This is a genomic window from Streptomyces sp. 135 (assembly GCF_020026305.1).
GTDB lineage: Bacteria > Actinomycetota > Actinomycetes > Streptomycetales > Streptomycetaceae > Streptomyces.
In genome coordinates this window covers 7,430,251-7,450,608 of sequence record NZ_CP075691.1, presented here as the reverse complement: position 1 = coordinate 7,450,608, position 20,358 = coordinate 7,430,251, and the positions used below count along the sequence as shown (strand labels likewise).

Here is a 20,358-nt window from a genome sequence, read left to right as displayed (position 1 = left end):
TCAGCTCAGGAAGTGTTGGCCGTGCGTCGTTGGACGAGGACCGCGGCGACGATGATCGCGCCCTTGGCGATCTGCTGGGTCGCGGTCTCCAGGTTGTTGAGCGCGAAGATGTTGGTGATCGTGGTGAAGATCAGCACACCGAGCACGGAGCCGGTGATGGTGCCGCGGCCACCGCTGAGCAGGGTGCCGCCGATGATCGCCGCGGCGATGGCGTCGAGTTCGTACAGATTGCCGTTGGTGTTCTGTCCCGAACCGGAGAGGATGATCAGCAGGAACGCCGCGATGCCGCAGCACAGCCCCGAGAGCAGGTACAGATACAGCCGCTGCCTGCGTACGTCGATGCCGGCGAGGCGCGCCGCTTCCGCGTTGCCGCCGACCGCGACGGAGCGGCGGCCGAACGTGGTGCGGTTGAGCAGCAGCCAGCCGACGACGGTGACGGCGGCGAAGACCAGGACGAGCGGTGGGATGCCGAGGACGTAGGAGTCGCGCTCGCCGAGCTTCAGCACCCCGTCCACGGTGACCATCTGGGTCTTGCCGTCGGTGATCTGGAGGGCGAGTCCGCGGCCCGCCGCCAGCATGGCGAGGGTGGCGATGAACGGCACCATGCCGCCGTACGCGATGAGCAGGCCGTTGACCAGGCCGCATCCCATGCCGACGACGACGGCGGTGAAGAGGATGCCCGCGAAGCCGTACTCCTGGGTGGCGACGGTCGTCGCCCAGACCGAGGCCAGCGCGACGATCGCGCCGACCGACAGGTCGATGCCGCCGGAGATGATCACGAAGGTCATGCCGACGGTGACGACGCCGATGACGGACGCCTGGGTGAGGATCAGCTGGACGTTGTCGCCGTCCAGGAAGGAGTCGGGCTGGGTGATGCCGCCGATCACGATCAGCGCGGCGAGCACGCCGAGCAGTGACAGGGTGCGCACGTCGGCGCGGGCGAGCGTGGCGCGCCACGGGCTGCCGCCGTCGTCGGCCGGTGCGGGCTTGCGGTCGGCGGCCTCGGCCGCCGGGGCGGGCTGGGTCATGACGCCGGGCTCCCTTCGAGGACGAGGTCGAGTACGCGGTGTTCGTCGAGGTCACGGGCGGGCGCGGTGTGGACGACGCGGCCTTCGCGGAGCACCAGGACGCGGTCGGCGAGGCCGAGCACCTCGGGCACCTCGCTGGAGACGAGGAGCACGGCGAGGCCTTCGTCGGCGAGGCGGCGGATCACCGCGTACAGCTCGGCGCGGGCACCGACGTCCACACCGCGGGTCGGCTCGTCGAGCAGCAGGACGCGGCAGCCGCGCAGCAGCCAGCGGGCGAGGACCGCCTTCTGTTGGTTGCCGCCGGAGAGGGTGCGCACGGGGGCGGACGGCTGGTCGGGGCGGAGCGACAGCTCGCGGGTGGCGGCGCGGGCGGCCTCCCGCTCGGCGCCCCGGTCGAGCCAGCCGCCGCGCGAGAAGCGGGACATGGAGGAGACCGATACGTTGCGGGTGACGGACTCCAGCATGAGCAGGGCCTGTGCCTTGCGCTCCTCGGGGGCGAGGCCGAGGCCCGCGCGGACGGCGGCGCGGACGCTGCCGGGCCGCAGCGGCCGTCCGTCGACGCTCACGTGGCCGGCGCTCGGCTTGCGGGCGCCGTAGATCGTCTCCAGGATCTCGGAGCGTCCGGAGCCGACGAGTCCGGCGAGGCCGACGATCTCGCCGGGGCGCAGGTCGAGGTCGAGGGGTGCGAACTCGCCGTGCCGGGTGAGGCCGCGGGTCGTCAACACCGGCTGGCCCGCCGGCCGTTGCGTGGGGCGGTCGGGGAAGACGTATTCGACGTTGCGTCCGGTCATGAGCGCCACGACGTCCTTGGTAGGCGTGGACTTCGCGGGCAGGCCGCCCGCGACGGCACGCCCGTCCTTGAGGACGGTGACGCGGTCGCCGATGCGGCGGATCTCCTCGAGGCGGTGCGAGATGTAGACGACGGCGACGCCGTCCCCGGTGAGGTCGCCGACGATGCGGAAGAGGTTGTCGACCTCGTCGGGGTCGAGGGCCGCGGACGGCTCGTCCATGACGATGAGACGCACCTCGTGGGAGAGCGCGCGGGCCATCGAGACGATCTGCCGCTGCGCGGCGGAGAGTTCGCCGACGAGCCGCCCCGGATCTATCTCGGCGTGCCCAAGTCGCTTGAGCAGGGCGGCCGTCGACGCCTTGGCCTCCCGGCCGCGCACCACGAACCCGGCGGCGGTCGGCTCGTGCCCGAGGTGGACGTTCTCGGCGACGGACAGGCCCTCCACCAGGTCGAGTTCCTGGTAGATGGTGGCGATGCCCAGCCGCATGGCCGTGATGGGCGAGCGCAGGGCGGTGCGCTCGCCGCGCCAGCGGATCTCGCCGCCGTCGGGCTGGTGGGCGCCGGCGAGGACCTTGATGAGCGTGGACTTCCCGGCGCCGTTCTGGCCGAGGAGGCAGTGCACTTCCCCGGCCTGGACCTGGAGGTCGACGCCGTCGAGGGCACGGACGCCGGGGAACGACTTGGTGATGCCGGACATGGTGAGCAGCGGTGGTTCTGGTGCCATGACGGTTCCCCCAGGCGAGTGCGTACGTGCCGGTCTCAGGGCAGGGCAGGGCAGAGCAGGCAGAGCAGAGCAGTGCGCTGTGCTGGGTGCGGTGCTGGGTGAGGTGCGGGGTGCGGTGCTGGGTGAGGTGCTGTACGTGCCGGTCAGGCCGGCGAGAACAGGTGGTCGCTGATGAGCCGGGCGCCGCCGATGACTCCGGCGGTGGGGCCGAGTTCGCCGAGCACGATGGGAAGGTTGCCGGTCGCCAGCGGCAGGGACTGGCGGTAGACCTGGGTGCGGATCGCGGCGAGCAGGGTGTGGCCGAGCCCGGTCACACCGCCGCCGATCACCACGAGGCCGGGGTTGAAGAAGCTGACGAGGGCGGCGAGGACCTGGCCGGTGCGGTTGCCGCCCTCGCGGATGAGGTCGAGCGCGGCGGCGTCGCCCGCGGCGGCGGCCGCCGCGACGTCGACTGCGCTCAGGCGCCCCGCCTCGTCGAGCCGCGCGGCGAGCTCCGCAGAACGCCCCTGGGTGGCCGCCTCCTCGGCGTCGCGGGCGAGCGCCGCACCGCTGAAGTAGGCCTCCAGGCAGCCCCTGTTGCCGCAGGCGCAGGGGCGTCCGTCCGGCTCCGCCTGGATGTGGCCGATGTCGCCGGCGCTGCCCGTCGTACCGCGGTGGACCTCGCCGCCGACGACGATGCCGCAGCCGATGCCGGTGCCGATCTTGACGCAGAGGAAGTCGCCGACGGAGCGTGCGACGCCCGCGTGCTGCTCCCCCATCGCCATGAGGTTCACGTCGTTGTCGACCATGACCGGGCAGCCCAGCTCCTGGCTGAGGGCCTCCCTGACGGGAAAGCCGTCCCACCCCGGCATGATCGGCGGGGCGACCGGGACGCCTTCGGGGAAGCGGACGGGCCCGGGGACGCCGATGCCCGCGCCGTCGAACCCCTCCGCGAGCCCGGAGGCCTTCAACTTGGCGGCCATGGCGAGGACTTGCTCGAAGACCGCGACCGGACCCTCGCGTACGTCCATGGGCTGGTTGATGTGGCCGAGGACCTCCAGCTCGGCGTTGGTCACCGCGACGTCGACCGAGGTCGCGCCGATGTCCACGCCGAGGAAGCGCAGCGCCGGTGCCAGGCGGATGTTGTGCGAGCGGCGGCCGCCGCGCGAGGCGGCGAGTCCGTCGGCGACCACGAGCCCGGTCTCCAGGAGCCGGTCCACCTCGACGGCCAGTTTGGACCGCGAGAGGTCGACCTGGTCACCCAGCTGGGCGCGGGAGTTGGGCCCGCCGTCGCGCAACAGCCGCAGCAGTCGCGCCTGGTGCGCGTTGGCGGGTCGAGCCGTCATACGTCTCACGCGCCCCTCCCCGCCTCATCGGGCTTCCTCCGAGCTTTCGAGGGGAACGTAGCAGCGCGTGCCGGGAGTGGGAAGAAGTTGCGCGGAAAATGCCCCCGACTTTCTCCAGTCACAGGACAAAGGCCGCTCCACCCTCCGGACCAAGGGGGACGGGCGGCGCGCGGCTACGCGGGCTCGCGCAGCATGCACCACGTGCGCGGGCCGTCGTCCGGCAGCGCGACCTCCGCCGTGACGGCGAAGCCGAGCCGCTCGTAGAACGCGACGTTGCGCTCGCTCGACGTCTCCAGGAACGCCGGGCACCCCGCGCGGTCGGCGGCCTCCAGGCCGGGCCGGAGCACCGCGCTGCCGAGCCCCTGGCCCTGCGCCGCCGGGTCGACCCCGACCGTGGCGAGGAACCACACCGGGCGATCGGGACGGTGTGCCTCCAGGGCGCGCTCGGCCGACTCGAACCAGGGGGCGCGGTCCCCGGCGAGTTCCCCGATCCGCGGGCCGACCTCGGCGAAGCCGGGCCCCGGGTCCTGGTCCGGCGTGGTCCAGACGGCTACGGCACGTCCGGCGTCCGCGACCCAGACGCGTCCGTAGACCATGCCGACACGGGTGAGGAAGAGTTCCTGGAAGCCGCGTATCCGCTCCTCGTGGCCGTCGGCCGCGACGACGTACCGCGTGAAGGGGTAGTCGGCGAAGGCCCGGGCGAGGGTGTCCACGGCCGTCGGCACGTCCTCCTCGGTCGCGGGGCGTACGCGGTGCTCCGTATTCATGTGCTTCTCCCGGTGTCGCTGTCGTGCCGTGGCGGTGCCGTGGTGGCTTACCTCCGGGGTAATCGACGCCCTGGGGGGCCGTGCCGCACGATGGTGGTCGCCACGCCCCCCAGTGGAAGGTCACCCCATGTCGGACACCTTGCCCCAGAACGATCTCCGGGCCCAACTGCTTTCCGCCGTCCCCTTCGCCGCCCATCTCGGCATCGCCTTCGACGAGGCGGGACCCGAGCGCGTGGAGGGCACCCTGCCGTGGTCCTCCCAGCTGTGCACGGCGGGCGGCGTGCTGCACGGCGGGGCGCTGATGACCCTCGCGGACACGGTCGGCGCGGTGTGCGCGTACCTCAATCTGCCCGAGGGCGAGGCCACCTCGACGATCGAGTCCAAGACCAACTTCCTGCGGGCCGTGCGCTCCGGGACGGCCCGCGCCGTGGCCCGCCCGCTGCACGTCGGCGGCTCCTTCATCGTCGTACAGACCGAGGTGTACGACGATCAGGGGCGCCTCGCGGGACAGACCACGCAGACGCAGGCGGTGCTGGCTCCCAGGAGCAAGTGAGCCCCTGGCCCGCGGCGAGCCCCGTCGTTGGTCCGCCTCCTCCTCGGTCGGCTCGTGCACGAACGCGCCCTGGGCGGGCCTCAGGTCGGCCGAGCGGCCCGGGGCGCGAGCCGGTCACACGGCGGGGCGTGGCCCGTTCACGGGCAGCGGACGACCTGGCCCGCGTACGAGAGGTTGCCGCCGAAGCCGAACAGCAGGACCGGGTCGCCGGAGCGCAGCTCCCCGCGCTCCACCAGCTTGGACAGCGCCATCGGGATGGAGCCCGCCGAGGTGTTCCCGGAGTCGACGACATCGCGGGCGACGACGGCGTTCACCGCGCCGATGCGCTCGGCGAGCGGCTCGATGATACGGAGGTTGGCCTGGTGCAGGACGACTCCTGCGAGGTCGGCGGGGGTGAGCCCGGCGCGTTCGCAGGCCGCGCGGGCCAGCGGCGGCAACTGGGTCGTCGCCCAGCGGTAGACGCTCTGTCCCTCCTGGGCGAAGCGCGGCGGGGTGCCCTCGATCCGGACGGCGTTGCCCATCCCGGGTACCGAGCCCCACAGCACGGGGCCGATGCCGGGCTCCTGGCCGGGCCCGCACGCCTCGACGACGGCGGCGCCCGCGCCGTCACCGGTCAGCACGCAGGTGGTGCGGTCCGTCCAGTCGGTGACCTCGGACATCTTGTCCGCGCCGATGACCAGGGCGCGGGTGGCGGCCCCTGCCCGCAGGGTGTGGTCGGCCGTGGCGAGCGCGTGCGTGAAGCCCGCGCACACGACGTTGATGTCCATGGCGGCCGGCGAGGGGATGCCGAGCCGGGCCGCCACGCGGGCGGCCATGTTCGGCGAGCGGTCGATGGCCGTGGAGGTGGCGACCAGGACCAGGTCGACCGCGTCGGGGGTCAGACCCGCGGCGGCCAGGGCCTTGCCGCCGGCGTGCGCGGCCAGCTCGTCGACCGGCTCCTGGGGACCCGCGATGTGTCGGGTGCGGATGCCCACCCGGGAGCGGATCCACTCGTCGCTCGTGTCCACGATGCCCGCCAGATCCTCGTTGGTGAGGATCTTGGCGGGTTGGTAGTGGCCGACGGCGGCGATGCGCGAGCCGTGCATGTACGGGTCCCCCTTGTTGCCGGAGATGCGGGACCCTCCAGTGTGGTCAGCGACTCACCGGTAACAGGACACGTAAAGCGACAGGAAAGGCGCGCCCCCTTTGGATGCTTCTCATGAGCCGGTCACCCTCTGAAGAGCTGGGTGACCTTGTGTACGAGTTCGTACAGTCCGTAGCCGAGCGGTGCCCCGACCCAGAGCCAGGCGAACACGGTGAGTGAGCGGCGGTCACGCGGTGGTGTGCTCGGCGGCGTGGTCATCGCCGGCCTCCCTCGGGGCGGGGATGTGGTGGCGGGGGTGGACGGGGCGGACGAGTTCGTTGGCCACGAAGCCGACGAGCAGCAGTCCGATCATGATGGCGAAGGAGAGGCCGTAGAGCCCGGACCCGTGTCGGCCCGCCCCCTCCTGGTGGTCGGCCACCCGGTTCACGATCAGCGGCCCGAGGACGCCCGCCGTGGACCAGGCGGTGAGCAGCCGGCCGTGGATGGCGCCCACCTGGTAGGTGCCGAAGAGGTCCTTCAGATAGGCGGGGACGGTCGCGAAACCGCCTCCGTAGAAGGAGAGGATGACCAGCGCGCAGATGATGAACAGCGGTTTCGAGGTGTCACCGAAGCGGGCGATGAGCAGATACATCAGCGCGCCCACGCCGAGGTAGACGCGGTACACGTTCTTGCGGCCGATCAGGTCGGAGGCCGAGGACCAGCCGATGCGACCGGCCATGTTGGCGGCCGAGAGCAGGGCGACGAAGCCGGCCGCGGCGGAGACCGAGACAGGGGTCGCGGTGTCCGCGAAGAAGTCCGTGATCATCGGGGCGGCCTTCTCCAGGATGCCGATGCCCGCGGTCACATTCATGCACAGGACCACCCACAGGCACCAGAACTGCGGGGTGCGGACGGCCTGCCGCGCCGACACCTGCGGTCCTTCGAGCACGCCGGGGACGCCGGGCCCGCGCGCGCCCTCCGTACGCGGTACACGGACCAGGAGCACGCCGAGTGCCATGAAGACGGCGTACGTGAGGCCGTGCACGAGGAAGGCGAGCGCGATGCCGTCCGTGTCCGCGCCGAAGGCGTCCAGCATCCGCGCCGACCACGGCGAGGCGATGAGCGCGCCGCCACCAAAGCCCATGATCGCGATGCCGGTGGCCATGCCCGGGCGGTCGGGGAACCACTTGATGAGGGTGGAGACGGGCGAGATGTAGCCGATGCCCAGGCCGATCCCGCCGACGAAGCCGTAGCCGAACACGATCAGCCAGTACTGGCTGATCGCGGCGCCGAGCGCGGCGATCAGGAAGCCCGAGGAGAAGCAGACGAGCGCCACGGTCATCGCCCAGCGCGGGCCGTTGCGCTCGACGAGCGTGCCGCCGAAGGCGGCGGACAGGCCCAGCATGACGATGCCGAGCTGGAAGGGCAGCGCGCTCTGGGTGCCGCTGAGGTGCAGCGCTGATTCGAGGGGCGGTTTGAAGACGCTCCAGGCATACGCCTGGCCTATGGAGAGGTGCACCGAAAGGGCGGCCGGCGGCACGAGCCAGCGACTCCAGCCGGGGGGTGCGACGGGGGGCTTCATGATCCCGAACGCTAGGAACCGTGCGGCGGCTTGGGAAGGGGACGCACGGAATTGGCCGCTGCGCGGTCCTCTTCGACCGCTGTCCCCGCCTCGTATACCTGACCCGCCTGTTCCGGCGGTGGCAGGGGGACGTCGCTGCGCGTGCCGTCGGGCCAGGTGATGACAGCCAGGTGGCCGCCCTCGCAGTCCTGGTGCGCGGTCAGGGCGGGCGCCGGGCAGTCGGTTGTCGGCGCCGCCTTGGTGAGGGTCACGACCGCCGCGAGGTCCGCTCCTCGGTGAGCACGCCCGCCTCAGGGAAGCCGCCGCCCAGCGACGTCAGGGTGGAGCGCAGGGCGGCGGTGGCCGCCTCGGCCCGGCCGGAGCCGACGGCCTCCGCTCGCGGCCGCGCGTCCCCCGCGATCGGCCGGCCGCCCATCCGGACGCGGAGCCCGGGAGCGAGCCCGTCGGCGTGGGCCAGGCGGACCTCGACGCCCTCCCGTACGACGGAGGCGACGGTGAGGGCCGGTCCGGGGCGGGTGGTGCCGGTGCGGCCCGAGCCGTGGTCGGGCGAGCCGTCCTCCTCGCCCGCGACCCAGTGCACGGTGCGGATCCCGAACCGCTCCTCCAGGACATGCGCGCCGCCGGAACCTGGGACGAGGCGGCGCAGACCGGGACGACGACCGTGTGCGCGTACTGCGGAGCCGGCTGCGACCTCACCCTGCACGTGCAGGACAATGAGATCGTGAAGGTCACCTCCCCGCACCACGATCCGGTGACCCACGGCAATCTCCGCATCAAGGGCCGCTTCGGCTACCAGCACGTACAGAACCGGGGCTGATCAGGACATGGGACGAGTCACGGAGCGACGCAAGGTCATCCGGATCCGGGACGGGCACGTCTCCGAGCGGCCCGACACCCTGGTCGCCGAGGAACCCCTGGAGATCCGGCTGAACGGCAGGCCGCTCGCCATCACCATGCGCACGCCGGGCGACGACTTCGCGCTCGCGGCGGGGTTCCTGGTCAGTGAGGGCGTGCTCGGCGCGGCCGACGAGCTCCAGTCGATCGTGTACTGCGCCGGGGCGACCGCCGACGGTTCCAACACGTACAACGTCGTCGACGTGAGGACCGCCCCGGGTGTCGTGCTCCCCGACATCACGCTGGAGCGCAACGTCTACACCACTTCGTCCTGCGGCCTGTGCGGCAAGGCGAGCCTGGACGCGGTCCGCACCACGGCCCGCTTCCCGATCGCCGACACCCCACCGGTGCGGCTCGGTGTGGAGCTCCTCGCGGTCCTGCCCGACCGGCTGCGCGCGGCGCAGCGGGTCTTCGACAGGACCGGGGGCCTGCACGCGGCGGCGCTCTTCTCCGAGGAGGGGGAGCTGCTCGACGTACGGGAGGACGTGGGGCGGCACAACGCCGTCGACAAGCTCGTCGGCCGGGCCCTTCAGGAGGGGCGGCTCCCGCTGTCGCGCGCGATCCTGCTCGTCTCGGGCCGGGCCTCCTTCGAGCTCGCCCAGAAGGCGGTGATGGCGGGCATACCGGTGCTCGCCGCGGTCTCGGCGCCGTCCTCGCTCGCGGTCGACCTGGCCGCCGAGACCGGTCTGACGCTGATCGGTTTCCTGCGCGGCTCCTCCATGAACGTGTACGCGGGCGAGCACCGCGTCGCCCTGCGGGCCGCGGCCGCCCAGGGCTGACCCCGGGCCACCCACCGCACGGCGGCGCCGTCCCGGCCGGCGGGGAGCGCCCCCTGCGCCGACCGGGCCACCCGCCTCAGGACGCGCCGTCCTCCGGGATTCCTGAGACCCGGGTCAGCATCTCCAGGAACCGCTCGCGCTCGCCGGCCGAAAGGGGCGCGAGGAGGGCGTCGTTGGCCCGCTCGGCGGCCCGGGTGCAGCGGGCCACGAGCCGCTTTCCCTCGGCGGTGACGGTGATGGCGTTCTTGCGGCGGTCCGTGGGATCGGGCGCGCGGTCGACGAAGCCGCCTGCCTGGAGGTCGTTGATCACCCCGACCATGTCCTTCGGGTCGAGCAGGACGCTGCGGCCCAGCTCCGCCTGGGCGACCGGGCCGAGGTCCGCGACGGCGGCGAGCACCACGTGGTGCCACATCTTCAGCCCCTCCTGCGCGAGCGCTTCGGCGACGAGGCTCCGGCCGCGGGCGGCCGCGCGGCCGAGCAGCCAGCTGGGGAGGGTGCGGATGGTGCTGGGGGCGGGCGGCGTCGTGGGCATGGACCGAGCCTAGCGAAGATTCATTGGACTTCCCAACGAAACACACTTACCGTTGGGACTCCCAATGATTGCCTGGCCACTCTGGAGGTGGTGCGGATGCGTCGCGTCCGGTACGAACACGGCGGCGGCCCCGAGGTCCTGTTCCTGGAGGAGGCCCCCGTCCCCGAGCCGGGCCCCGGCGAACTGCTCGTGCGCGTCGAGGCCGCCGGCGTCACGCTGCCCGTCGTCCGCAAGGTCCGTGAGCAGCGCGAGCCGATCGCGCTCGGCGGCGAGATCGCCGGGGAGGTCGTCGCGCTCGGCGAGGGCGCCCGCGGCCATGCGCCGGGCGACCGGGTGACAGGGCTCGTCTTCGGGCACGGGTACGCCGACTACGCCCTGCTGCACACCGCCATGGCCTCCCCGGTCCCGGACGGGGCGAGCGCGGTCGACGCCGTCGCGCTGGTCCGCTCAGGGCTCGTCGCGTTCGGCGCGCTGGAGGCCGCGCGCCCCGCACCCGGCGAGGCCGCGCTCGTCACGGCCGCGGCGAGCGGGGTCGGCCATCTCGCCGTGCAGCTGGCGAAGGCGCGGGGGGCCGGGCGCGTCGTGGGCGCCGTGTCCGACTCCGGCAAGGCCGGCTTCGTGCGCGGGCTCGGCGCCGATGACATCATCACGTACGACCGCGAGGACTGGGGCGAGCCGGTCGACTACGTCCTGGACGCGGTGGGCGGCGGCCTGCTGTCACCCGCCGTCAGATCCCTTGCCCCGCACGGCCGGCTGGTGGCCTACAGCTCGGGCGGCGGCACCGTGGCGGCGTACGACCTGCTCGTCGGCGCCAAGTCGGTCATCGGCTTCCGGATGGCGCTGATCGCGCGCGGCAGGCCTGCGGTGTACGAGGCGTGGCGGCGGGAGCTGTGGCGCCTGTTCGAGGCGGGTGAGCTGCGGCCCGCCGTGCACGGGCGGTTCGCGCTGGAGGACGCGGCCCTCGCCCACGCGGCGATCGAGGGGCGGAGCAATCTCGGGAAGGTGGTCCTCGTGCCGTGACCGACGCGCGGTTGCCCGACGCATGGTTCTTGTGAGGTGCGGTGGCCCTCAGTACCGTCTATGGCTCGCACATAGGACGTGGGATGTCCAGATGTCCAGTCGCAGTCGGTCATATCGCTGTCAAGCAGTCGCTGTCGCCGTCGCCATCGCAGTCGCCACGAAAGGCGGGCCGCACCATGTCGTCGCTGTCGCCGCACCCAACGAGCCCTTCGGATCCATCGAGATCCAGCCTCCGCGTACGTCTCAGATCCCTCCGCACCGCCACCGCCGCCCTGACCGCCGCGGCCGTCGTGTCCGTCGGGGCCCTGCTGCCCGCTCCCGGGGCGCAGGCCGCGCCCGAACGGACGGCGCCGTTCGAGGAGCAGGTGCTGTTCAAGGCCTCCCAGGACCCGGGATACGCCTGCTTCCGCATCCCGGCCGTCGTGAGGACGACCAAGGGCACGCTGCTCGCCTTCGCCGAGGGCCGGGTCGACAACTGCGGCGACGCGGGCGACATAGACCTGGTGCTCAAGCGCTCGCACGACGGGGGCCGCACCTGGGGCCCGCTCCAGGTCATCAACGAGGGCGGGGGCGACACCCACGGCAATCCGGCGCCCGTCGTGGACCGCGAGAGCGGCCGGATCCTGCTCGCGGAGACCTTCAACACCGGACGCACGGACGGCAAGAACTGCGACATCCCCTGCGACCGCACGCCCCACCTCCAGTACAGCGACGACGACGGCCGCACCTGGTCGCCGCCGCGCGACCTGAGCGAGGAGATCCTGCCGGAGAACTGGAACTCCTGGTACGCGACCGGCCCCGTGCACGGCGTCCAGCTGACCCGCGGCCGGCACGCGGGACGGCTCGTCCTCGCCGTCAACGCCGAGACGTGGGACGGCAGCCGGATAAGCGCCAACCACGCGGCGCTGGTCGTCAGCGACGACGGCGGCGACCACTGGCGGATCGGCGCCACGGACTCGTACCCGGTCGCCGCCGACGGCACGTTCCGCCAGAAGCCGTCCGAGATGACCGTCACCGAGCGGCCCGACGGGGCGCTCCACGTCAGCGGGCGCGAGCAGGACGGCACCGACCTCGGCCACCGCACCCAGGCGGTCAGCCGGAACGGCGGCGACTCCTTCACCGCCCCCTTCCGGGCGGTCCCGGACCTCTACGCGCCCCAAGTGCAGTGCTCCACCCTCCCGTCGGGCAAGCGGATGCTGCTCGCCTGCCCCGGCGACCCCGACCGGCGCCGCACGATGCAGATCCGCTCCTCCTACGACGGCGGCCGGACCTGGGACAGCGTCGACCGGGGCACGACGGTGACCACGGACTGGTCCGGCTACTCCGACCTGGTGCGGGCCGACGGCTCGCATACCGGCCTGCTGTACGAGGCCGGCGCGGTCGACGCGCGTGACGAGATCCGCTTCGCCCGCTTCACGGAGGACTGGCTGAAGCCGCGCCGGGGCACCGACCCGACGACCCGCGACCACGCCCCGGGTGCCCGCGCCGCGGCCGTGCTCGGCGGGGCACGAGCGGCCCCGGGACGCTTCGGCGGGGCGCTCTCCCTCGACGGCGCGGACGACGCCGTACGCCTGCCCTTCCACCGCCAACTGCCGCTCGGCACCAAGGACTTCACCGCCTCGATGTGGTTCCGCTACACCGCGACCAGCGGTGAGCAGCCGCTGCTGTGGATGGGCGGCATCGGCACCAACCAGCCGCAGGTGTGGCTGCGCGGCGAGCCGGCGAGCGACCGCGTCACCGGCCTGATCACCACGCGCGAGGGCGCCGCGCCGCCGAGGTCCGCCTTCGTGCGCACCACGGGCGCGTACAACGACGGCGAGTGGCACCACATCGCACTGCGGCGCGGCGACGGGCGGCTCACGCTCTTCCTCGACGGGGAGCAGGTCACCGCCGCGGACGTGCCGGGCTCGGTCAGCCGCAACTCCGCCTTCGGCGTGCACATCGGGCAACGCATGGACAGCCGCGCCCACTTCACCGGGTCGGTCGACGACGTGGCGGTGTACGACAAAGCCCTGAGCGACGCGGAGGTGGAAGCCCTGCGCACCGGTGAGGCTCCTGTGACACGGGACACCGTCACCCGGCTCCCCATGGACCGCGTGCGCGGCAGCAACTAACGTCCCCGGCGTGTCCGACCGAGAACGGCGCGGTGGCGCGGGCGGCGGGATCTGGCTGGTCCTGCTGCTCGCCGTCGCCTGCGCGGCCGTCCTGCTCATCGCCCTCCCGGAAGACGACCGGGAGGGCGCGCCCGACGCGGCGTGCCGCCCCAAGGCCGTGGCGTCCTGGTCGGCCGACGACAAGGCGACGGGGGAGTTCGCGCGCTACGGCGACGACGGGACGCGGTCCGACGACTGGACCGGCGGGGACGGCACCCATTCGGTGCGGCTGCCGGACGGGCGCGTCCTGTGGCTGTTCTCCGACACCTTCCTCGGCCAGGTCCACGCCCCGCCCAACCCGGCGGGCCAACCCCACACCTGGCGGGACACCAACGCGCCGATGGTGCGCAACTCCGCCGTGGTGATGTCCCGCTCGGGCACCCTCAGCCGCACCCTCCCCACTCCCCTCTTCGCCGACCCGGCCCCCCAGCAGTGGCGCTGGCCGGTGGCGGCGCGCGTCGAGCCCCGCTCGCCGGGCTCGGACGAGCAGGTCGTACGCGTACTGCTGTGGACCCGCATGGCGAGCCAGGGCCCCTGGATCTACGGCGTCCCCCTCGCCACGGAGGTCGCCACGCTCTCCCTGCCCGACCTGCGCGTCGAGGGCATCGTGAAGGTCTCCGACCAGCAGGGCGTGAAGGACCCGGAGAAGCGGGTCCTGTACGGCGCGGCGGCGGTCGACGACGACGGCTGGACGTACGTCTTCGGCGGCACGGACGCCCAGGCCACCTCGCGGCCGTCCTCGCACGCCCATGTCGCGCGGGTCCCGCACGGCAGGCTCGCCGAGGCGGACGCGTGGGAGTACTGGGACGGCGAGGAGTGGGGGCGCGGGGCCACGTCACGGCCGGTCCTCGGGGACGGGAAGCGCAAGGGGGTGGGCAGCGCGTTCACCGTGGTGCGGGACGAGGGCACGTATGTGCTGTTCACCATGGCCGCGGGCACCGAGGGGCTGACCACCGTCACGTCGTACTGGTCCTGCTCCCCCACCGGGCCCTGGCACGGCCCCGCCAAGGGGTTCGAGGCGCCGCTGCCGAAGGACGCCGCGCCGCGTCAGGACACGGCGGCGTACAACCCGCAGGCCCACCCGGCGCTCGGCGGGGACGGGCGCGTGGTGCTGAGCTACGACGTGAACTGGCTGGACCCGGTGCCCGCGAGCGCGCAGGCGAACGTCAACCGGAACGTGGCGCTGTACCGGCCGCGGTTCGTGACGCTGCGCCTTGCGGAGCCGCGCTGAGCGGCTCCTCGCCGTCGAAGTCGCGCGGATCGCGCGAGCGGCGCTTGGCGATGACCGCGCAGACCATCAGCTGCATCTGGTGGAAGAGCATCAGCGGCAGGACGGCGAGGGAGGCGTGCGCCCCGAACAGGACGCTCGCCATGGGCAGCCCGGCGGCCAGGGACTTCTTCGACCCGGCGAACTGGATGGCGACGCGGTCGCCGCGGCCGAAGCCGAGCCGCTTGGCGCCGTACCAGGTCAGCGTCAGCATCACGGTGAGCAGCACCGCCTCGACGCCGAGCAGCGCGAGCAGCCGCCACGGGGTGACCTGGCTCCAGATGCCCTGCACCATGCCCTGGCTGAAGGCGGTGTAGACGACGAGCAGGATCGAGCCGCGGTCCACGTACCCGAGGACCTTCTTGTGCCGTGTGACGAAGCCGCCGATCCAGCGGCGCAGGAGCTGCCCGGCGACGAACGGCACGAGCAGTTGCAGCACGATCTTGACGACGGAGTCCGCCGAGAAGCCGCCGCCCCTGCTGCCGAGCAGGGCCGCCGCGAGCAGCGGGGTGAGCAGGATGCCGGCGAGCGAGGAGAAGGAGCCCGCGCAGATGGCCGCGGGGACGTTGCCGCGGGCGATGGAGGTGAAGGCGATGGACGACTGGATCGTCGACGGCACCAGCGTGAGGAAGAGGAAACCGCTGTAGAGGGCGGGTGTCAGGACGTAGGGCACGAGCCCCTTCGCCGCGAGTCCGAGCAGCGGGAAGACGAGGAACGTACAGACGAGGACCGTGACGTGCAGCCGCCAGTGCTTGAGCCCGTCGAGCGCCTCGCGGGTCGACAGCCGGGCCCCGTAGAGGAAGAAGAGGAACGAGACGGCGGCGGTGGAGGCCCCGGAGGCGACATCGGCGGCGGTGCCGCGGGCGGGCACCAGGGCCGCGATCCCGACGATCGCGAGCAGCGCCACGATGTAGGGGTCGACCGGCATCCACGACGGCCACTTCAGGCGTTTCACGGTGCTCCATGCTCTCGGTGGGGGGCGAAATCCGGCCTTCGGCCGGAACGTGCCCTCTCCATGATCCTCCTGTCCGGTGCGATCGGGAATCCAGTACACCGCTCTCACTGTCATCACGGATCGCGATGAGCGGTACTACGCTGGTGGCGTGTACGACCCTTCGCAGCTCCGCACCTTCCTCGCGGTGGCCCAGACGCTGAGCTTCACGCAGGCCGCCCGGCGTCTCGGCCTGCGCCAGTCGACGGTGAGCCAGCACGTGCGCCGCCTGGAGGACGCCACCGGGCGGCCGCTGTTCACCCGTGACACCCACACCGTCGAGCTGACCGAGGACGGCGAGGCGATGCTCGGCTTCGCCCGGCGGATCCTCGCGGTGCACGAGCAGGCGGCGGCGTTCTTCACCCGGACGCGGCTCGGCGGGCGGCTGCGGTTCGGGGCGTCGGAGGACTTCGTCCTCACCCGGCTCACCGACATCCTGGAGTCCTTCCGGCACGACCACCCGGACGTCGACCTGGAGCTGACCGTCGAGCTCTCCGGCACGCTCCACGAGCGGCTGGACGCGGGCAAGCTCGACCTGGTGCTCGCCAAGCGGCGCCCGGAGGACCCGCGCGGCGAACTGGTCCGCCACGACCAGCTGGTGTGGATCGGCTCCGAACGGCTGCGCCTGGACCCCGAACGCCCGGTGCCGCTGATCGTCTATCCGCCGCCGGGCATCACCCGCGCCCTCGCCTTCGAGGCGCTGGAGCGGCGCGGCCGTGCCTGGCGCGTGGCGTGCACCAGCGGCAGCCTCAACGGCCTGGTGGCGGCGGCCCGCGCGGGCCTCGGCGTGATGGCGCACTCGCGCGGGCTGATCCCGCCGGGCCTGGTCCGCGTCCCGGACCGGGCGGGCCTGCCGGAGCTCGGCTCGGTCGACTTCGTCCTGCTGCACGGCGAGCGGCGCGCCGCCGAGCAGGGCGCGCCGGGCGCCGCGGACGCGCTGGCGGCGGCGATCCTGGCGGGCGGGGACGGCTGCGGCGCGACGCTGAGGCGGCGGTCGCGGGTGGGTGAGTTCCTTGCGGCGGCGCGGGAGCGGCGCCTACTCGATGTGCCGGACGGCGGATTCCGGGGCGGCGGCCCGGCGCCCGCCGCCCTGTTGCAGCCGTAGGGGTCAGCCGGCGGGTGGGGTGGTCTCCCGGGTGCACAGGCGCCGGTCGGTGGGCCCGGTGATCGCCTCGCCCGTCTCCAGCGAGAAGCTGGAGTGGTGCAGGGGGCAGGTGATCCGCAGCCGCGCGGCGTTCACATAGCCGTGGGCGAGGAAGCCCTTGCGGTGCGGGCAGGCCGCGTCCACCTCGAACTCCCGCCCGCCGACCCGCACCCGGAGCTTGTCATCGCCCACCTGCTCGATGGTGGCGTCGTCCACTCAGGCCGCCTTGAGCGCGGAGGCGACCGCCGCCTCGGTGGCGCCGCCGATGACCTCGCTGGCCATCTTGAACCCGGCCCATACCTTCACCGGGTGCAGGTCGGCCTCGGCGTCGAACTCCCTGATGGCGACCTGGAGTTCCTTGGCGTGGAAGTGGTCGATGTGCAGGTGCTCGGTGTAGTAGCGGGCGCCCTTGAGGTCGAGCCGCTGCGCCGCCGCGGCGAAGCACTTGAAGGCGTAGAGGATGCTGGACTCCAGGTAGCAGAGCGTGCCGAGGAAGTACTCGGGGCGCGGGGCCCGGGCCGCCGCCCAGAAGAACGTGTTGACGTACGCGTACGTCTCCTCGTTCGTGCGGTCGAGATAGTCCTCGACCTGCAGGGACATGCCCAGTTCGGTCATCAGGTCGCGGTAGATGTTGAAGTGCGCCTGGTCGAGGTTGCCGCAGCCGAACTCGTCGATGAGGACCCGGAACACGGCCATCTTGGCCTTCTTCGGGAGCCGCCAGACGATCGGCAGGAACGACTCGGACTCGGTCAGGCCGTCCACCGCGAACTGCGCGACGACCTCCTTGAACTGTTCGAGGTCCAGGTCCTCGGCCATGACGCGCTCGAACTCCGGCGGGTCGGCCTCCTCGGCCTTGAGCAGTTCCTTCATCTGCCGGCCGAGGGCGGCGCGGTCCGGCAGGTCCGGTGCCGCGGCCTCGATCTCGCGGACCCGGGAGGCGATCAGCCGCTCTTCGAGGTCGTGCAGTTCACGCAGTTCCTCGGGGCTGGGGATGGTGCGGTTGAGGACGAACAGGCGGCTGCCCGCGGTGCGTTCCGCGGTGGCGTTCGCTGTCACTGGGGCGCTCCTTCGCGCTTGGCGGGAATGCGGGAATGGGGGGCGAGGTCAGCCGACGGCCAGCGCCGTGCTGATGACGCCGCGCCGGGCCAGCTCGGTCTTGACGTGCAGGTACCAGTCGTCCGCCAACAGGCCGTACTGCTCCGACAGTTCGTCGACCCGCTCCTGGGAGAGGCGGGAGAAGGACGTCACGGCCTCGTCGCAGGTGTCGGGTTCGAGGTTGGCCAGTGGGCCGACGAAGCCCTGCACGCCGGGGACGTCGGCGATCTGGTGCTCCCAGCCCTGGAACACCGGCACCGGCACCCCGCCGGCCAGCAGTTCCTTGGTGAACCGGGCGTCACCGCTGGACTCCTTGACGCCGATGACGCCCGGCAGCGCGCACACCTCGCGCAGCGCGGTCACGTCCAGGTCCATCTTGGAGACCGCGTTCTCGTGGTAGACGAAGACCGGCAGCGGGCTCTTGTCGACGATCTCCCGGAAGTGCTCGACGAGCGTGGGGCGCGGCGTGTCTGCGGCCGGGAACGGCGGCGGTACGACGATGGCGTCGGCGCCCAGGGCCTCGGCGAGGGCGGCCCGCGCCAGGATGCCGGCGGGCCGGCCGACCTCCACGCCGGCGAGGACCGGGGCGCCGTCGGCGTGCTCGACGGTCAGGTGCACGATGTCGATCCACTGCTTGAGGGAGAGCTTCCAGCCCTCCCCGGTGCTGAGCGCCGGCATGTACCCCGCGACCCGGCCCCGCAGGCTGTCCATCAGCCGGGCGACGCTCCGCTCGCACACCTTGTGCCGCGCGTCGACGGGGGTCACGAGCGGCACGACGACGCCGCGCAGCCGCTTCAGCTCCTCCACGGCGGCGTACCGGTTCTCGGCTGCTTCAGACGGCGGCATGGTCGACCTCCAGGGTCAGGGACGTGCGGTACAGGCCGTCGAGTACGTCGTCGGCGTCGGCGAACCGCACCGCTCCGTCCGCCGGTCGCGGGGCGTGCACCGGGAGTCCGTCCGCGGCGAGCGCCGTGAGGCGGGGGTTGACGGTGACCAGTTCGCCCTCGGTGGCCAGGACGGACGCCAGCAGCATCCGCTCGCGCGGGGCGAGGGTGCCGGCGCGGGCCGGCAGCCGGTCCAGCGCCGCCCAGTCGGCGGCGGTGTAGGCGCGCCGCCGGATCGGCATGAGGGAGTGCAGCACGTCCATGAAGGGGTAGTAGACGTCCTGCTCGTGGCGCGAGTGACTCCACACCAGGTCGTCGCACCGGCCGACTTCCTCGTACGTCATCACGACCGGCCGGTGGAGGTGTTCGGCGAAGAAGGCGGCGCAGGCGGCGCGCACGGCCGGATCGGCGCTGTGCATCCCCATGAACAGGGACGCGTCCACGTAGACGTCACGCGGCATAGCTGTCCACCGCCTCGCGCAGGCGGGTGAGGGAGTCCGCGAACTCCTGGGGGTCGCGGGCGAGCGCGATGCGGACGTAAGCCTCGCCGCGCTCCGGCTCGTTCCAGTAGAAGTACGTGCCGGGCAGCACGTAGACCTCGTACTCGATGAGGTGGGCCTGGAGTTCGGTCGCCTTGATCCGGTCGTCGGTGATCCGGAACCAGGCGACGCTGACGTTGACCGCGGGGTCGAGGTGTTCGAGGAGGCTGCCCTCCAGGGCCTTGAGGGCGGTCTCGCGGTTGCGGGTGATGACGTCGCGGACCGAGGCCATGCCGTCCTCGATGGAGTCCTCGACGTAGCGGGCGAGGAAGTTGAGGACGAACGGCGAGACGTCGAGCAGGACGCTGGTGTGGATGTTGTAGACGTCCTCGTACAGGTCGCGGCTGCACGTGAGCAGGGCACACTTGGCGTCCTGGAGCGGCCAGGTCTTCCCGGTGTCCTCCAGGGCGATGTAGCGCACTCCGGAGGCGTCGAGGAGTTCGTAGAGGTCGAACCGGCCGAAGCGCGGGTCGGCGAGGGCGAAGGCGGCGAAGCAGAGGTCGACGACGAGGAGTTTGTCGTGGTCGACGCAGTAGCGGACGACTTCCTCGAAACCCTTGCGGCCATGGCTGAGCAGCGAGAAACCCGTGGGGTTGTTGGGGTCCACGAGGAACAGCGCGTCGGTGGTGACGGACTCGGCGAGGCGGTCGTAGATGCGGTCGGCGTCGTGCAGGGCGTCCTCGGGGACCGGCACCGGGTGGACGCCGACGTTGCGCAGGACGTCGGGGAGGTTGTCGAAGCAGGGTTCGACGAGGCTGACGCTGATGTCGTTGCGCCGCAGGTACATGCCCGCGACGAGCGTGGAGATGGAAGCCGCGTAGGAGAGCATCGTCGTCTCGGCGCGCACGCTGTTCTGGCCGTGCAGCCGGAAGAAGACCTCCTTGAAACGGTCTTCCAGGTCCGCCTGGCGCGTCTCCTCGGCTTCGTACCAGAGGGCGGGCAGGGCCGACACGATCTCGCGCTGGCCCGGGGACTGCTGCTGGTGGGTGTGGGCGTCGGCGAGGTTGAACCGGGTCTTCAGTGCCTGGATCTCGTGCTGGGTGAGGTCGAGAAGCTGCTCGGTCACAGGAGTCCTTGGGGGAAGAGGGCGACGCGCGAGGGCTGGGGCATGCCCGCACGGCACGGCGGCTGGGCCCGTTCGGCGCGTCGGTGTCGGGAAGAAGGTGGAGATCTGCTCGGAAACGCGCGTCATCGCGGAGAGCAGCCGGGCCCGCACCCGGCTGGGCCG

General features: G+C 72.4%; 21 protein-coding genes and 1 pseudogene. 7 read left to right on the top strand and 15 right to left on the bottom strand.

The genetic code is table 11. The annotated features are described in order from the left end of the window. Window positions 1–5: 5 nt before the first annotated feature. From KKZ08_RS33445 to KKZ08_RS33430, 4 genes are all read right to left on the bottom strand, one after another. Window positions 6–1,028, bottom strand: a complete 1,023-nt coding sequence (locus KKZ08_RS33445) for an ABC transporter permease (protein ID WP_223777991.1) — start codon at window positions 1,026–1,028, stop codon at window positions 6–8. After that, entirely contained in the window at window positions 1,025–2,542 is a 1,518-nt protein-coding gene (locus tag KKZ08_RS33440) for a sugar ABC transporter ATP-binding protein (RefSeq protein ID WP_223777990.1), read from the bottom strand. Before KKZ08_RS33440 ends, KKZ08_RS33445 begins: the two co-directional genes overlap by 4 nt. A 143-nt stretch (window positions 2,543–2,685) precedes the next feature. Further along, window positions 2,686–3,867 (bottom strand): ROK family transcriptional regulator, encoded by a 1,182-nt coding sequence (locus tag KKZ08_RS33435; protein WP_223779288.1) that lies wholly within the window; start codon window positions 3,865–3,867, stop codon window positions 2,686–2,688. Between the two features lie 173 nt (window positions 3,868–4,040). Beyond that, window positions 4,041–4,634, bottom strand: coding sequence for a GNAT family N-acetyltransferase (locus KKZ08_RS33430; protein ID WP_223777989.1), 594 nt, complete (start codon window positions 4,632–4,634; stop codon window positions 4,041–4,043). 127 nt (window positions 4,635–4,761) lie between these two features. Here KKZ08_RS33430 and KKZ08_RS33425 point away from each other — a divergent pair, with 127 nt between their 5' ends. Further along, the gene (locus tag KKZ08_RS33425) at window positions 4,762–5,187 is read left to right on the top strand and encodes a PaaI family thioesterase (protein ID WP_223777988.1); all 426 of its coding nucleotides are present in this window, start codon (window positions 4,762–4,764) and stop codon (window positions 5,185–5,187) included. A gap of 137 nt (window positions 5,188–5,324) precedes the next feature. On the opposite strand, the gene KKZ08_RS33420 is transcribed toward KKZ08_RS33425, so the two are convergent. The 4 genes from KKZ08_RS33420 to KKZ08_RS33410 form a co-directional block, all read right to left on the bottom strand. Beyond that, window positions 5,325–6,272, bottom strand: a complete 948-nt coding sequence (locus KKZ08_RS33420; protein WP_223777987.1) for a beta-ketoacyl-ACP synthase III — start codon at window positions 6,270–6,272, stop codon at window positions 5,325–5,327. A gap of 122 nt (window positions 6,273–6,394) precedes the next feature. Next, window positions 6,395–6,529, bottom strand: coding sequence for a hypothetical protein (locus tag KKZ08_RS38770; RefSeq protein ID WP_263303375.1), 135 nt, complete (start codon window positions 6,527–6,529; stop codon window positions 6,395–6,397). Further along, a complete protein-coding gene (locus KKZ08_RS33415; RefSeq protein WP_223777986.1) occupies window positions 6,498–7,832 on the bottom strand; it encodes an OFA family MFS transporter in 1,335 nt (444 codons plus the stop codon). Before KKZ08_RS33415 ends, KKZ08_RS38770 begins: the two co-directional genes overlap by 32 nt. Before the next feature lie 247 nt (window positions 7,833–8,079). Then, the gene (locus KKZ08_RS33410; protein ID WP_223777985.1) at window positions 8,080–8,412 is read right to left on the bottom strand and encodes a hypothetical protein; all 333 of its coding nucleotides are present in this window, start codon (window positions 8,410–8,412) and stop codon (window positions 8,080–8,082) included. Window positions 8,413–8,439: 27 nt separating this feature from the next. Here KKZ08_RS33410 and KKZ08_RS33405 point away from each other — a divergent pair. Together KKZ08_RS33405 and fdhD are read left to right on the top strand one after the other, a co-directional pair. After that, window positions 8,440–8,649, top strand: a pseudogene (locus KKZ08_RS33405) (Fe-S-binding domain-containing protein); the annotation flags it as partial. A gap of 7 nt (window positions 8,650–8,656) precedes the next feature. Beyond that, window positions 8,657–9,505 (top strand): formate dehydrogenase accessory sulfurtransferase FdhD, encoded by an 849-nt coding sequence (fdhD, locus tag KKZ08_RS33400; RefSeq protein WP_223777984.1) that lies wholly within the window; start codon window positions 8,657–8,659, stop codon window positions 9,503–9,505. A gap of 76 nt (window positions 9,506–9,581) precedes the next feature. On the opposite strand, the gene KKZ08_RS33395 is transcribed toward fdhD, so the two are convergent. After that, entirely contained in the window at window positions 9,582–10,037 is a 456-nt protein-coding gene (locus KKZ08_RS33395; protein WP_223777983.1) for a MarR family winged helix-turn-helix transcriptional regulator, read from the bottom strand. 96 nt (window positions 10,038–10,133) lie between these two features. On the opposite strand from KKZ08_RS33395, the gene KKZ08_RS33390 reads away from it, so the two are divergent. The 3 genes from KKZ08_RS33390 (at window position 10,134) to KKZ08_RS33380 (ending at window position 14,441) form a co-directional block, all read left to right on the top strand. Then, window positions 10,134–11,057: a zinc-binding dehydrogenase gene (locus tag KKZ08_RS33390; RefSeq protein WP_223777982.1), complete on the top strand. Its 924-nt coding sequence runs from the start codon at window positions 10,134–10,136 to the stop codon at window positions 11,055–11,057. 176 nt (window positions 11,058–11,233) lie between these two features. Further along, a complete protein-coding gene (locus KKZ08_RS33385; protein ID WP_223777981.1) occupies window positions 11,234–13,171 on the top strand; it encodes an exo-alpha-sialidase in 1,938 nt (645 codons plus the stop codon). Window positions 13,172–13,181: 10 nt separating this feature from the next. Then, window positions 13,182–14,441 carry a DUF4185 domain-containing protein gene (locus tag KKZ08_RS33380; protein ID WP_223777980.1) on the top strand — a complete coding sequence of 420 codons (1,260 nt, stop codon included), beginning with the start codon at window positions 13,182–13,184 and terminating at the stop codon, window positions 14,439–14,441. Here the strand turns inward: KKZ08_RS33380 and KKZ08_RS33375 are convergent. After that, entirely contained in the window at window positions 14,377–15,432 is a 1,056-nt protein-coding gene (locus KKZ08_RS33375) for a bile acid:sodium symporter family protein (RefSeq protein ID WP_223777979.1), read from the bottom strand. The two genes, KKZ08_RS33380 and KKZ08_RS33375, sit on opposite strands and share 65 nt — an antisense overlap. 148 nt (window positions 15,433–15,580) lie before the next feature. Between KKZ08_RS33375 and KKZ08_RS33370 the strand changes: the two genes are divergently transcribed. Then, on the top strand, window positions 15,581–16,573 hold the full coding sequence (locus tag KKZ08_RS33370; RefSeq protein WP_223777978.1) for a LysR substrate-binding domain-containing protein: 993 nt from the start codon (window positions 15,581–15,583) through the stop codon (window positions 16,571–16,573). 3 nt (window positions 16,574–16,576) lie between these two features. Here the strand turns inward: KKZ08_RS33370 and KKZ08_RS33365 are convergent, their stop codons facing one another. The 5 genes from KKZ08_RS33365 to KKZ08_RS33345 are packed head-to-tail and all read right to left on the bottom strand — an operon-like array spanning window position 16,577 to window position 20,196. Beyond that, window positions 16,577–16,828, bottom strand: coding sequence for a Rieske 2Fe-2S domain-containing protein (locus tag KKZ08_RS33365; protein WP_223777977.1), 252 nt, complete (start codon window positions 16,826–16,828; stop codon window positions 16,577–16,579). Continuing rightward, entirely contained in the window at window positions 16,829–17,668 is an 840-nt protein-coding gene (locus KKZ08_RS33360; protein WP_223777976.1) for an iron-containing redox enzyme family protein, read from the bottom strand. A gap of 48 nt (window positions 17,669–17,716) precedes the next feature. Beyond that, window positions 17,717–18,553, bottom strand: a complete 837-nt coding sequence (locus KKZ08_RS33355; protein WP_223777975.1) for a dihydrodipicolinate synthase family protein — start codon at window positions 18,551–18,553, stop codon at window positions 17,717–17,719. Continuing rightward, a complete protein-coding gene (locus tag KKZ08_RS33350; protein WP_223777974.1) occupies window positions 18,540–19,052 on the bottom strand; it encodes a DUF6190 family protein in 513 nt (170 codons plus the stop codon). The genes KKZ08_RS33355 and KKZ08_RS33350 overlap by 14 nt, the downstream gene beginning before the upstream one ends. Continuing rightward, window positions 19,042–20,196: a pyridoxal phosphate-dependent aminotransferase gene (locus tag KKZ08_RS33345; RefSeq protein WP_223777973.1), complete on the bottom strand. Its 1,155-nt coding sequence runs from the start codon at window positions 20,194–20,196 to the stop codon at window positions 19,042–19,044. The genes KKZ08_RS33350 and KKZ08_RS33345 overlap by 11 nt, the downstream gene beginning before the upstream one ends. Window positions 20,197–20,358 lie beyond the last annotated feature (162 nt).